This is a genomic window from Leucobacter chinensis, from assembly GCF_019049105.1.
GTDB classification, from domain to species: Bacteria; Actinomycetota; Actinomycetes; order Actinomycetales; family Microbacteriaceae; genus Leucobacter_A; species Leucobacter_A chinensis.
The window spans coordinates 289,421-302,722 of the sequence record NZ_JAHQZR010000006.1 but is presented as its reverse complement, the minus strand read 5'-3'; the positions used below and the strand labels follow the sequence as shown (position 1 = coordinate 302,722).

At 62.4% G+C, this 13,302-nt stretch carries 11 protein-coding genes; 4 read left to right on the top strand and 7 right to left on the bottom strand.

The genetic code is table 11. The features are described 5' to 3' along the window. From KTJ78_RS08590 to KTJ78_RS08580, 3 genes are all read right to left on the bottom strand, one after another. Positions 1-1,068: an ABC transporter permease gene (locus KTJ78_RS08590; protein ID WP_217134602.1), complete on the bottom strand. Its 1,068-nt coding sequence runs from the start codon at positions 1,066-1,068 to the stop codon at positions 1-3. 8 nt (positions 1,069-1,076) lie between these two features. Beyond that, positions 1,077-2,084, bottom strand: a complete 1,008-nt coding sequence (locus KTJ78_RS08585) for a siderophore ABC transporter substrate-binding protein (protein WP_369808041.1) — start codon at positions 2,082-2,084, stop codon at positions 1,077-1,079. A 149-nt stretch (positions 2,085-2,233) separates the two neighbouring features. After that, positions 2,234-2,920: an endonuclease/exonuclease/phosphatase family protein gene (locus KTJ78_RS08580; protein ID WP_217134600.1), complete on the bottom strand. Its 687-nt coding sequence runs from the start codon at positions 2,918-2,920 to the stop codon at positions 2,234-2,236. Positions 2,921-3,080: 160 nt separating this feature from the next. On the opposite strand from KTJ78_RS08580, the gene KTJ78_RS08575 reads away from it, so the two are divergent. The 3 genes from KTJ78_RS08575 (at position 3,081) to KTJ78_RS08565 (ending at position 5,493) form a co-directional block, all read left to right on the top strand. Next, positions 3,081-4,397, top strand: coding sequence for an MFS transporter (locus KTJ78_RS08575; RefSeq protein ID WP_369808040.1), 1,317 nt, complete (start codon positions 3,081-3,083; stop codon positions 4,395-4,397). Further along, positions 4,394-5,050, top strand: coding sequence for a carbonic anhydrase (locus tag KTJ78_RS08570; protein WP_217134598.1), 657 nt, complete (start codon positions 4,394-4,396; stop codon positions 5,048-5,050). The genes KTJ78_RS08575 and KTJ78_RS08570 overlap by 4 nt, the downstream gene beginning before the upstream one ends. 176 nt (positions 5,051-5,226) lie before the next feature. Continuing rightward, complete coding sequence (locus KTJ78_RS08565) at positions 5,227-5,493, top strand: GlsB/YeaQ/YmgE family stress response membrane protein (protein ID WP_217134597.1); 267 nt, start codon at positions 5,227-5,229, stop codon at positions 5,491-5,493. Between the two features lie 88 nt (positions 5,494-5,581). Here KTJ78_RS08565 and KTJ78_RS08560 read toward each other — a convergent pair whose 3' ends face one another. From KTJ78_RS08560 to KTJ78_RS08545, 4 genes are all read right to left on the bottom strand, one after another. Further along, the gene (locus KTJ78_RS08560) at positions 5,582-8,188 is read right to left on the bottom strand and encodes an ABC transporter permease (protein WP_217134593.1); all 2,607 of its coding nucleotides are present in this window, start codon (positions 8,186-8,188) and stop codon (positions 5,582-5,584) included. Between the two features lie 3 nt (positions 8,189-8,191). After that, positions 8,192-8,956, bottom strand: a complete 765-nt coding sequence (locus tag KTJ78_RS08555) for an ABC transporter ATP-binding protein (protein WP_217134592.1) — start codon at positions 8,954-8,956, stop codon at positions 8,192-8,194. Positions 8,957-9,121: 165 nt separating this feature from the next. Continuing rightward, on the bottom strand, positions 9,122-9,847 hold the full coding sequence (locus tag KTJ78_RS08550) for a response regulator (protein WP_217134590.1): 726 nt from the start codon (positions 9,845-9,847) through the stop codon (positions 9,122-9,124). A 55-nt stretch (positions 9,848-9,902) separates the two neighbouring features. Continuing rightward, complete coding sequence (locus tag KTJ78_RS08545) at positions 9,903-11,108, bottom strand: sensor histidine kinase (RefSeq protein ID WP_217134589.1); 1,206 nt, start codon at positions 11,106-11,108, stop codon at positions 9,903-9,905. A 119-nt stretch (positions 11,109-11,227) separates the two neighbouring features. On the opposite strand from KTJ78_RS08545, the gene KTJ78_RS08540 reads away from it, so the two are divergent. Continuing rightward, positions 11,228-13,300 (top strand): MMPL family transporter, encoded by a 2,073-nt coding sequence (locus KTJ78_RS08540; protein ID WP_217134585.1) that lies wholly within the window; start codon positions 11,228-11,230, stop codon positions 13,298-13,300. The last annotated feature ends 2 nt before the right edge of the window (positions 13,301-13,302 follow it).

Here is a 13,302-nt window from a genome sequence, read left to right as displayed (position 1 = left end):
CTACGCTTTCCGCTGCCGTAGCAGCAGCGTGATGAACACGAATGCACCGACGACACCAAGCACCATTGAAACCGGCACTTCGAAGGGCATGTTGATCGTTCTGCCGAGCAGATCGCAGGCCGTCACGAGCGAGATACCGCCGAGGCACACCCAGGGCAGGTTACTCCTCACGTTATCGCCACGAATGAGCGACACAACGTTCGGCACAACGAGCCCAAGCAAGGGCAAGAAGCCGACCACGACAACCGTCACACCAGCGGCAATGGCCACGAGCACGGTGCCACCAACGACGATCGCGTCATAGCGAAGCCCCACGCTCGTCGCCACGTCTTTCCCAAGGCCGGCGACGGTGATGCGATCGGCAATCAAAAAGACGCACACGGTTACGGCCGCAACCACCCAGAGCACCTCGTACCGACCGCGAACGATCTCGGTGAAGCTGCCCATAAACCAGGTACCAACCATCTGCAGAAGGTTGAATTGCACCGCAAGAAACGTCGTGAGGGCGCTAATAATCGCGCCAAGCATAATGCCGATGAGGGGAACAACGAGGGTCGTGCGAATGACGATACGGCGCAGAATGAGCATGAAGACCATGGCGCCAACAAATGCGAACACACTCGCGGTGATCATGCGCCCCATGAGCCCCATATTGGGAAAGAAGATGGCGGTCAGCAACAGCCCGAGCGCCGCCCACTCCGTCGTTCCCGACGTGGTTGCGTCAACAAAACGGTTTTGCGTGAGCATCTGCATCACGAGACCGCTCGTCGCGATCGCAGCGCCTGAGAGCACGAGAGCGAGCGTGCGCGGCACCCTCGTGATCCAGAACATCTCTGAACCAAACTCGTCGCCCAAAATGTCAAAGGCCCCCACCGAGAGCGAAGCGACGAGCAGCGCGAGCGTTCCAAGCACCGCGAGAATGAACCACAGCGGTGAACGCCTGCGAGGTTTGAGCTCTGGTGCTACCGGCTTTCCGCCCGTTTGGTGCGTAAACCCCCGACCGGGGCGCCCACCTGTGTTGGTGGACGCCCCGGTCGGTTGTGCTTCACCCGGCTGGGTGGGCTTCATTCGATGACTCATGCGTTAGCGAAGGCATCCTTAATCTCATTGAAGAGGGTGGTGTAGGCCCGAATACCCTCGGTGAGGTAGAAGTTGGGGTCGAGAATAACGACCTTATCTTCCTTCACAGCGGTCACGTTCGCAAGTGCCTCAGACTTCTTGATGAGCTCTTCAGCCGGCGCTGATCCCTCTTCGCGATCTTCAGGTGCAAACGAAGCGTCGCGGTCAAGCGCGAGAATCCAGTCGGGGTTTGACTGCGCGATTGCTTCAACGCCGATGTCGTTACCCTTGTGGTCGTTATCGCCCTCAGCCTCAAGCGCTGCGACGAGGTCAAGTGCCGGGAAGACCGGGCCAAGCGCGCGGCCTACGACCGGAGCGAGGTAGCCAATCTTGCCACCCGAGGTGTTGACGGCCATGACGCTGTCGGTGCCGTTGTAGGCATCCTTTGCGCCAGCAATGGCGTCGTCGAGCTGCTTCGTGAGCTCAGCTGCCTCATCTTCGTGATCGAAGATCTGGCCGAGAATCTCGGTCTGGCGCTTGAGCTCTGAGAACTCTTCTTCGTCATCGCGAGGTGCGATCTCGATGACCACCGCGTCGGGGTTCTGGGCCTTCAGGTCGTCGTAGTACGAGCCAAAGCGGTAGCCACCAATGATGAGGTCGGGCTGAGCAGCAACGACGGCCTCGAGGTTTGGCTCGATGTGGTTGCCCACGTCAGCAACGCTCTCGTCGTCGGTGTACTCGGGCCACGCCGAGCCCATGACGCCCTTGGGCGCAGCGGCAAGCTTGATGTCCCAGTCTGAAAGGGTGTCAAAGACGAGGTTGTCAAGCGCGACAACGGTCTCTGGGTTCACGGGAACTTCAACTTCACCGTGGTTATCGGTGATCGTTACCGTGGCGGGCGCCTTATCTTTGGCGTCATCGGTGTTTGCCGAGTTGTCGGCAGTGTTCGAGCACGCTGAGAGCACAAGCCCAGCGGTCAGTGCAAGGGCGGTAGCCCCCGCAAACTTGTTCATTCGAATCGTCACATCGCTCCTTCGTATTTTCACAAGTAAAACGCCGGTGGGAGGAGCCACCGGCGTTGGTCACTGAGTGAAAGCTGCACCGCAATCACTAACTTAGGTAAGCCTAACCTTGTGATGACGGGTTATGCAACATCAGATGTGAAATACCTGCTTTATGCAGCAATAGGAACGAGTTTTGGTTCTGCTTCAATGAGAATTGGCAGGTGGTCACTGACCCCCTGTGGCAACGTGTTCACGCCGTTGACAGCGAAGCCCGTCGAAGTCGCGAAGTCGTAGTGACCCGTGAACATGCGATACCTGGCGTAGGTTCGAGCATCGCTGAGGCTGAGGTCGTAACCGAGGTCGCTCATCTCGAGCATGAGCCGCTGCTGAAACACCGGGTAGTTATAGTCGCCCACCATGAGCGAGGGCAGGCCGGGCCCCAGGAGATCGAGTCGCTCGAGGGCCGCGTTGATCTGGTGACGACGCAGCGAGTTGAGCGCGGTCAGCGGGGCTGCGTGAAACGAGGCGACAACGAAGTCGTGACCCTTTTCAGTGTCGGTCACCCTCGCGGCAAGCAACCGCTCGTGCGCTGGCTGAAGAATACGGTCGTGCATCGACTTCTTGAGCGAGAACGAACGCGCCTCATGAATCGTGAAGCGCTCGTGCCTGGCATAGAGAGCAAGACCGAGTCGGTTTTGCGTCGTGGCCGAGATGAGCCGCAGCTCACCAATTTCGGGAGCGAGCGACTCGGTGTCTGCCTCTTGCAGGCACAGCACGTCGATGTCGTGCCGTTCTGCTAGGACACTCAACTCTCGCGCGGCTTTGTTCTTGCGCAGGTTGTAGCTAATGAGTTTCAAACGTGCCCTTTCATGAGGTCTTTCATTCGTAATGTACGCGCATCGACTGTGAAAGTCACGCCCCCTCGCAAAATCGACAGAGAGCGTTCAGCACCTGTTCGGAATACTGTCTGCTTTAGACTCGAGCGCATGACCTTTTTCGGCAGCGATAGAGCGCCCAGTGACCGATAAACAGCTCAACCTCACAGAGGCACGCAAAGTTGCGTTTGCTGCCCTCGCGGGCACCGCGATGGAGTGGTACGATTACTACCTTTTTGGCCTTGCTTCGGCACTCGTGTTCAACCGCCTGTTCTTTACCGAGCTCGACCCCTGGGCCGCCTCACTCGCAGCATTCGCCACCTTCGGCATCGGCTTCGTGGCACGCCCCGCAGGAGCCGTACTGTTTGGCATGATCGGCGACCGCATGGGGCGAAGGCCCGCCCTCATCATGAGTGTCACCCTCATCGGCTCAGCGACAGCGCTCATCGGCCTCCTTCCCGACTTCTTTGCCATCGGCGTCGCAGCGCCCCTCTTGCTCGTACTCCTTCGCCTTCTGCAGGGCGTCGCGGTTGGCGGCGAGTGGAGCGGTGCCATGACCGTCGCCATCGAGCATGCCCCGGCAGAGCACCGCAACCGATTTGCCGCGCTCGTTCAGCTCTCGTCACCCATCGCGACGTTTATGTCGAGCGGCGCCTTCGCGCTCGTACTGCTCTTACCCAGTGATTCATTCGATGCGTGGGGTTGGCGACTGCCCTTCCTCGCCGCACTCCCGCTGCTCGCCGTCGTCGTCGTGCTGCGCAGCAAGATCGAAGAATCACCGGCCTTCCTCGAGCTACTGAGCGAGCAGAAGCCCGTGCGCATTCCCGCCCTCGAGGTCTTCCGCCGTGCTCCCGGACGTCTCGCGGTCGCCATTCTCGTCTCGATGCTCGGTGTGGGTGGCTTCTACTTCGTCAACACCTTTATGGTCAACTTTGCTTCTTCAGAGCGAGGCATCGACCGCCAGCTCATGGTCAACGCGACACTCATTGCAGCCGTGTTCCAGGTGTTCGTCACCCTCCTGAGCGGCAGACTTGCTGAACGTTTTGGCCCCGGCCGCATCACCCTCTGGGGCGGTCTTGCAACCGCGCTGTGTGCGCTGCCGGTCTTCTGGCTCCTCGACACCCGCGAACCGGTTGCCGCGGTGATTGCCGTATGCCTCGCCCTCTCGTGCGTGATCCTCGCGTATGGTATCGCCGGCACCACCCTCACCTCACTCTTCCCCACCGAGCTTCGCTACTCGGGCGTGAGCCTCGGCTACAACCTCGCAGCGGTCGTCGGCGGCTTCTTGCCGTTTCTCGCCCAGCTCTCGCTCGCCCGCTCGGGCGGCGCCTCATGGGGCCCTGCCCTCCTCTTCGCACTCTTTGGGCTCATGACGGCGCTGGGCGGCTTTCTCGCCGCGCGACTTGCCCCAGGGGGAGTACACTCTTGCGAGACGCAGCACAGTAAGGAAGCCGCATGACTCACGTACGAGTAACACCGCAAGAAGCCTGGCAAGCACTCGCTGAGGGCAACGAACGATTTATGAGCGGATCGCTGCTGCACCCGCAGCAGAACGCAGCAAGGCGTCACGCGATTACCGACAGCCAAGCCCCGAACGCGGCCTTTCTCGGCTGCTCAGACTCGCGAGTCGCCGCCGAGATTCTTTTCGACTGCGGCCTTGGCGACCTGTTCGTTGTGCGCAACATCGGTCAAATCGCTAACGCGAACACGACCGCGACGATGGAGTACGCCGTCGCCGTGCTCGGTGTCGCGGTGATCGTGGTACTCGCTCACGGCTCATGCGGCGCGGTCGCAGCAGCAATCGACCAAACGAGCGCTTCGCCCACGAAGCTCTCTCCCGCGATCGAGGCCGAGCTCGAACACATTCAGCCTGCCGTGCAGCAGGAGTGGCTCAGCGAGCACAAAGAAACCCCTTACGTTGATGCCTCACTCATCGACGCCGACGCGGTCGGGCGTCGTCACCTTGACGAGACCATTCACGCGCTCATGCGCAGCTCGCGCATTATCAGCGATGCCGTCGCCGACGGCTCACTGAGCATCGTTGGCTGCCAGTACCAACTGGCCGACGGCAAGGTTGCACCAATCACCTCGGTCGGACGCCTCGAAATCTAGACGCTGAGCGATCTTTTTCGTCAGTATTCGAGAAATATACCCCGTTCTAGGCGGGCAAACTGCATCATTTCGATGACATTTTGCGCTACCCCCTACCCATTCGCCCTGAGCTACGAAACACTGAAACCACACGGGGTCCAAGGCGGATTCCGTGTGCGAAAGAGAGGGGTAACATCATGGGCTTTTTCTCATTCATCATTCTGGGGCTCATCGCGGGAGCAATCGCGAAGGCGATTCTTCCTGGCCGTAACGGGGGCGGCTGGTTCGCTACGCTCCTGCTCGGTGTCATCGGAGCGGTCGTTGGCGGCTGGCTCGGCTCGATCATCTTTGATGCATCGCTCGAGAACTTCTGGTCGCTGCAAAGCTGGGCGCTCGCAATCGGCGGATCAATCGTCGTCTTGCTCATCTGGGGCTTGCTCACAGGACGCAAGAAAGACGCATAACGACGTGCATGCTTCACGCATTCACGCGTGAACGCACGAGGGTCCGCACCGGTGATCGGTGCGGACCCTCGCTCTTCGAGCGGTGTCGTTAGACGACCGCCAGACCCTCGACGGGTGAGAGCCGAACCGCGCGCCTCGCCGGCAGCACCGAGGCAGCGAGACCCGCGAGTAGGGCAGCGACCACGATCACGGCGATCGCCACCCACGGCACCACGTACTCGACGTGCCCGAACGGCGAAAGAACGGCCGTTGCCCCGGCAAAGCCGTACCCGACGCCGAGCAGCACCCCGAGCACCGATGCGGCGAATGCGGTGATGAGCGCTTCGATCGCGAGCATGCCTTTGAGCTGCCCCTTCGTAAGCCCGAGGGCCCGCAAAAGGGCGTTCTCTCGGGTTCGCTCGAGCACCGAGAGCGAGAGGGTGTTACCAATGCCAATCACCGCGATGATGACGGCGACGGCGAGCAGCCCGGTGACAATGAGCAGGAGCGTCGTGATGATCGAATCGTACATGAGGCGTTCGAAGACCTCGCCCTCGACGTAGCTCACCCCCACTATGTGCGACAGCTCATCGCGCAACTGCACGAGCTGCTCGTTCGTGAGCCCGTCTTCGATGGTGATGAGGGCAGCGAACCGTTCGGGAAACCCGTCGCCAACGATCTCGGTAAAGAGCTCCGGCGTTACAACCGCGGTCGAGGTTGGCGCTCCCCCGTGTGACGCTGGAACGGTGACCTCGCTCGCGGGCCCCACGAGATCGACCGTTGGCGATTCAACCTCTGACCCGATGAGTGCTTCACCGGCCTTAAGCACTGCTTTCTTGTCTCGCGTCACGAGCGAAAATGATTCGCTGTCGATGCCCCAGAGCTCAAGCAACGGAGGCGTGCTCCCCTCGCCCAAACTCTGGAGCTGAGCCTGGGTAACGCGGGTAACCCCGCTCGACTCAGAGAGGTACTTCACGACCTCGCCGAACGATTCCTCGGCCTTCTGTTTTTCGGCCTCGCTCTGCGCCTCACCGTCTTCTCGCAGTTCAACGCCAGGGAGATCCTGCGGGTATGACACAACGACGAGGTCGACTGGAAATGAGTTTTCAAGCTCGGTAGAGAGCGTGGTGCGCGCAACCTCGGCCCCGGTGTAGACGGTCGCGACGAGAGTAACCCCCACGAGCAGCGCACTCGCGGTCGCGGCCGTGCGCTTCGGGTTGCGCACCGAGTTGGCGGCGGCGAGTTTGCCAGGAACACCCTTCGAAAAGAAGATACGTCCGAGCAGCTGCGCGATGGGAGGCACAATGAACACGATGAGCATCAGGAGCCCCACAGCGCTCACAGCCGATCCGGCAAGCACCGCGCCGAGCGACATCATCGGGTCATCAAAGCGCACACCGACGATCACCACGGCGAGCCCCGCAAGGACAAGCACCAAGCCGAGGCTGAATCGCACCCGGCTACCCCTTCGCGTGCCGGTTTCTGCTTCTCGCGAGCGAAGCGCCTCGAGCGGCGCAACACGGGTGGCCTCGCGGGCCGGGCCTTGGGCGGCGATGAGGGTGACGAGCACGCCAGCGACGATGGGAGCAACGATCGCGATCCACGACCACGCAAAAACCCCGACCCCGCCGGCAATTCCCATAGCACCGGCAGCCCATACAAGCCCCGACATGAGGCCAAAAGCAAGGGCAACTCCAATAACCGAAGCGGTGACCGCCATGACGAGTGCCTCAACGAGTACCGCACCGCGCACCTGCCTCGACGAAGCCCCGACGCAGCGCAAGAGTGCGAGCTCTCGCGAGCGCTGGGCGACGAGCACCGAGAAGGTATTCGAGATCACGAGGCCCGCCACAAAGAGCGAGATGCCCGCGAAGGCGAGCAGCACGGCGGTGAGCATGGCCGTGTCATTCGTCATACTGTTGACGGCTCGATCAACCATCTCGTCTGGTGTCGAGACACGGGGGTATACGAGTTCGGTCTCGGGCTCTTCGCCCTCTTCTTCACTGAAGATCGGCACTTCGAGCTGCCCGAGCGCAGCGGCAAAGTCAGCCTTCGTCGTTGTCTCATCGAGCAGCACGAGCACCCGCTGAGGGTCGGTCACGCCAACCGTCGCTTCGACTCCCTCGACGGTTGCGATCAGGTTCACAAGCCCCGCAGGTGCCGGGTTTTGTGACGGCTTCGTGATGCCTACGATGGTCAGCGGGTAGCGCGAAGTGGTCGCCGCCCCGTCATCGCCATAAGTCTCGACCCTCACCCGCAGTTCATCACCCATGCCCACGCCGAGACGTTTCAGAGAGTCTGCATCGATCGCGACCTCTCCCGCGTGCTCGGGCAGCCTGCCATCAGCGACCTCACCGGGTTCTAACTTGTCTGGTAACCGCTCTCGGAGCATTGCCGTGGGCACTTCGCCCGCGTCGCTCTCGATGGCGACCATCGTCTCGACGTACCCTGCAGCGAGTTCGACGCCGGGCGTTTGCGTCACGGTATCAACGGTGTCTGCAGAGAGCGAAAACCCCGCGCCTTCTTGGGTCGTGTTTTCGACCACGACATCGGCGGCAGCATACGATGCACCGACCGTACTTTTGAGGGTTGCTTTCGACGACGCGTCAAGCAGCAGCGTTGCGGCCATGAAGGCCACGGCGAGAATGACCGCAACACCAACGGCGACGAGCCGCGACCAGTGAGCTTTGAGGCCCGCGAGGGTAACGAGTTTCATCGGTTACGCCCCCAGGCTTCCGAGCGCGGCGAGAATCTCTTCGGGGCTCGCCTCGCGACGCTCCCCAGCGATCGCACCGTCGGCAATGAGAATCACACGGTCGGCATACGATGCGGCGAGCGGATCGTGCGTGACCATGATGATGGTCTGGCCCATCTCACGCGCGCTGCGGCGAAGCAGCGCGAGCACCTCGGCGCCCGAGCGTGAGTCGAGGTTGCCCGTGGGCTCATCGGCGAAAATCACGTCGGGCCTCTGGAGCAGAGCCCGCGCGATGGCTACACGCTGTTGCTGACCGCCCGAGAGCTCTGACGGCTTGTGCGCAAGGCGAGCCTCGAGGCCCAAGACCGAGACGATGTTCGAGAACCATGCCCGGTCCACGCTCGTGCCGGCGAGTTCTGACGGCAGTAGGATGTTCTGCTCGGCGGTAAGGGTGGGCACGAGGTTAAACGACTGAAACACGAAGCCAACGTGCTCGCGACGCAGCGCGGTGAGCTCGGCGTCTTTGAGCCCGGTGATCTCTTTACCGCCGATGAAAACCTTGCCGCCCGACGCGGTGTCGAGGCCGGCGAGCGTGTGCATGAGCGTTGACTTGCCCGAACCCGAGGGCCCCATGATGGCGCTGAATTCGCCCCATGCAAACTCGATGTCGAGGCCGCGAAGCGCCTCAACGGCGGTTTCACCCGCGCCATAGTGCTTCGCGAGGCCCTGCGCTCGCACCGCCGGGTACGGGGCGCTCTCGCGAAGCGTGGTGGGCTGCAACTGTGCCATGGAATCCTCCTGAGTGTGTCAGATTCCAGTTTCGCCGAGTGCGATAGCGGGGTCTCTCGGCCGCAGTGATGAACTTTATGGGGCCGTGTTTCGCAGCATCATCCTCAGGGATGAGTGCCGCGCTCGACCCCGGCACCCTGGTACCACCGGCAACCCCGAGTGGGGTCAGGGAACGACGAGACCCGACTCATAAGCGAAGACGACCGCTTGCACTCGGTCTCGCGAGGCGGTCTTTTGCAAGAGGTGCGCAACGTGCGTTTTCACGGTTGGCTCAGAGATGACGAGCGCCTCGGCGATCTCTTGGTTCGAGAGCCCCTGCGCGATGTGGTTGAGCACCTCGATTTCGCGCTGGGTGAGGCTCGCCAGCTGCTCTTGCAGTGCGGCACGGCCCTCCTTTTCACCTGACACCGGAGCGTCCTGACGCGGCGCTGTCAGCATCGGCTGCACGTGGCGCAAGAGTCGCCTCGTCATGGCCGGCGAAATGACCGCGTCGCCGCGGTGCACCCGCCGAATCGCCGTGAGCAGCTCTTCTGGAGCGGCATCTTTGAGCAAAAACCCGCTTGCCCCGGCGCGGATCGCGTCAAGCACGTACTCATCAAGATCGAAGGTCGTGAGCACGATGATCTTCGGTGCGGCCTCGCCGCGTTCGAGCAGTTGCCATGTCGCTTCAATCCCGTTGACCTCTGGCATGCGAACGTCCATGAGCACGACATCGGCCGTCACGCGAGAGAGTATCTCGAGCGCTTCGCGGCCATCGGCGGCCTCTGCGACAACCTCGAGGTCGGGCTGAGACTGTATGAGCATGCGAAAACCGCCGCGCACGAGCTGCTGGTCGTCGACAAGCGCAACCCGAATGGGGGTGCGCTCTTGCCCGGTGGTGTCGTCGCTCATCTCGGTTTCCTCACTGCTCGTCGCTGCTCGTCGCGGTTCGTCACTGACGGCGGGGTTACCGTTCTTCAAACGGGACCCAGGCGTGCACCGCAAACCCGCCGCCAAGACGCGGCTGCGCGACGACGCTTCCACCATAGAGTGCCACACGCTCCTGCATGCCACGTATTCCGTGGCCTCCGCCCTCGGGCGTCGGGTCTGCGCCAGCGCCACGGCCATCGTCAATGATCGCGATGAGCAGGCCCCTCGGTTCCCAATCGAGGCTTACCGCTACGGTCACCCCTGGCCCGGCATGCTTGAGCACGTTCGTGAGCGCCTCTTGCACCACGCGGTACACCGCAAGCTCGGCGCCCTTTGGCAAGCGGTGCGGAGCGCTACGCGTACTTCCCTTCGCGAGGCTCACGCTGAGGCCAGAGGCTGCAAGCTCGGCGACGAGTGAATCAAGCGTCGCAAGGTCTGGCGCTGGGCCCATCGCCATGACCTCGTCCTGGCGCAGCACTCCAAGCAGCCTCCGCATCTCTTGCAGCGATTCGCGGGCCGTCGCGGCAATGGTTCCAAGCGTTTGCGGGGCGATCTCGGGCTGGTTCACAGCGGCGTACCGCGCACCGTCTGCCTGCGTCACAATAACCGAGAGCGAGTGCGCAACAATGTCGTGCATCTCGCGGGCGATGCGGGCGCGCTCCTCGGCTGCGGCGAGCGCCCGCTCCTGCTGCTGCTCATACTCGAGCCTTCTCGCCCGCTCGGTGAGTTCGCGCACAAGGGCTGCGCGCGACCGTTGCACGTTGCCCAGCAGCCATGCCGCCGAGATGAGCGCTGCCGTGAGCAGCCACACCATGGCACGCATGAGCGTGTTCATCTCGTTGACGAAGAGCAGCGAGTCGTACCGGAAGAAGGCGATGACGACGCCGAGGTATGCAAGCCCGAGGCCGCCGAGGCTCGCCCACCTCGGTGCATAGTACGCGAGGGCGTGCACGACGATGAGCAGCGAGACATTTGCTGGCAGTAGCGGGAAGCCGATAGCCGCCTGCACGAGAAAGAGTGCCGCGACCAAAGCGCTCGATGCAACAGTGTGGCTTCGCCGAAACGCCACGGGAAGAGTGAGTAGCGCCGAGAGCCCTCCAACGATCACGATGGCTCGCAGCGAGAACCCACCATCAGCAAAAACGAGCAGTGAGAGCGTCGAAGCGGCCCAGAGCACCAACGCGATGAGCGCGTCGACGATGCGGGTACGCGGTGCCTTGTGCGCGTTTTCGGCTCGGGTCATACGGGTACGTTACCGTGTTCTGCCGCGAGCAGCCCGCGACCGTCTCAACCTTTTGGCTGAGATGAAAACCCGCCGCACCCCCGATGAGGTATCGCCGCTCAGCTGGTGAGGTGGAAGGTATGAAAAACATTCCCCCTCGCGCCAGACGCGCAGCCTTCATTGCAACCCCGCGGGCATCGTGGCTGTCACTCGCCGTCATGCTCGGCGTGTTCATCGCACTGTTCGGCCTATTCGGCTCGAGCACAGCGCCATCGCTCAATGCCTCGTCGGCTCAAGACTCTGAGTCAGCCAAGGTCGCCGCACTCCTTACCGAGTTTGAGAACGCAGACCGGCAGAGCGTTATGGTCGTCGCTACCGCGAACGGCGCAGGCCCCCTCAGCGAAGAGCAGTTGGAAGGGATCGAACTGCTCTCACCGGTGCTTGAGCCTTACGCAGCCGATGAGATCACCGGGCCCCTTACCAGTGCTGACGGTGAAGCAGCCCTCATGATCGTGCCCATCACGACGGGCGATTCGAACGCTGAGACGGCCGAGACCATCGGCTCGATACGTGAGGCGATCGCTCCCGTTTCCCCAGACGAGGTGACACTGCTCGTGACTGGCGGGCCAGCCTTTGGCGCCGATATTGCCTCGGCCTTTGACGGAGCCGACTTCACACTCCTCCTCGTCACGATCATCATCGTCGCGGTGCTGCTCATCGTGACCTACCGTTCGCCGGTGCTCTGGCTCATTCCGCTGGTCGTTGTCGCCCTTGCCGATGGCTTGGCCGGTCGTGTGACCGCGGCCGCGGGAAGCGCCTGGAATCTGCAGTTTGACGCGGGCATCATTAGCGTGCTCGTGTTTGGCGCGGGCACCAACTACGCGCTCCTGCTCATTTCTCGATACCGCGAAGAACTCACGCGGCACGAGCATCACCGAACCGCGCTGCAGGAAGCCTGGCGGGCAACGCTGCCCGCGATCCTCGCCTCAAATGTCACCGTCGTACTGTCGCTCCTCACGCTCCTGCTCGCGGTTATTCCAGGCACCCAGGGGCTCGGCATCTCGTCGGCGCTCGGTCTCGCGATCGCGCTCGGCGCCGTGCTTTTCCTGTTGCCTCCCATTCTCTCGCTCAGCGGTCGCAAGATCTTCTGGCCATTCGTGCCGCACCCGGCTACTTCCGGCTCGTCTGCGCCTGCAAAACGCAACGCCTGGCGAGTGATCGCTACCACGGTGAGTCGTCGCCCAGTGGTGAGCCTTGTCGCTGGGCTCGGCCTGCTCGGCATCATGACGACGGGGCTTCTTGGAACGAGCGTCGGGCTCAACCAGGTTGAAAAGTTTCGCGTGCAGTCTGAATCGGCCGAGGGGCTTGAAACGCTCAGCGATCACTTTCCCGCTGGCGAAGCGCAGCCCATCTGGGTTGTCGCGAAGACCGATACCACCCCGCAGGTCGTCGAGGCCGCTGCGAATGTTGACGGCATCGTCCGTGCTCACCCGGTGGGAGAGCCGAGCGAGGCCGGCATGGTCAAAGTCATGGTCACGAGCGAGCACGTTCCCGGTACCACCGAGAGCCTCGAACAGATTCGTGAGCTGCGCGAGGCCGTGCACGCGGTGCCTGAGGCAGACGCCCTTGTCGGCGGCGCGGTGGCAACCGACGTCGATGCGCGCGACGGCAACGCACGAGACCTGCTCGTCATTGCACCGCTCATTCTCGCCGTGAGTTTCTTGGTGCTCCTCGTGTTGCTGCGTTCGTTCGTCGCTCCGCTCCTGCTCATCGTCATCAACATCGCGAGCGCGGTCGCGGCGGTGGGAGCGGGAGCCTGGCTCAGTCGCACGCTCTTCGAGCAGCAGGCGCTCGACCTACAGGTGCCGCTGCTCTCCTTCCTCTTTCTCGTGGCGCTCGGTATCGACTACACAATCTTTCTCGTGCACCGTGCCCGTTCTGAGGCCGGGACACTCGGCACGAGAAACGCGATGGTCGAGGCCGTCACCCATACCGGCAGCGTGATCACGAGCGCGGGCATCGTTCTTGCCGCGGTGTTTGCCGCCCTCGGTGTACTCCCACTCGTCACGCTCGGCCAGCTCGGCCTCATCGTGGGCCTCGGCGTCGTAATCGATACCCTCGTCGTGCGCACGGTCATCGTTCCCGCGGTGTTCAGCATCGTGGGTGAGAAGGTGTGGTGGCCTGGTAGCCCCGCGCAGAAGGCGAGAGAATAGGG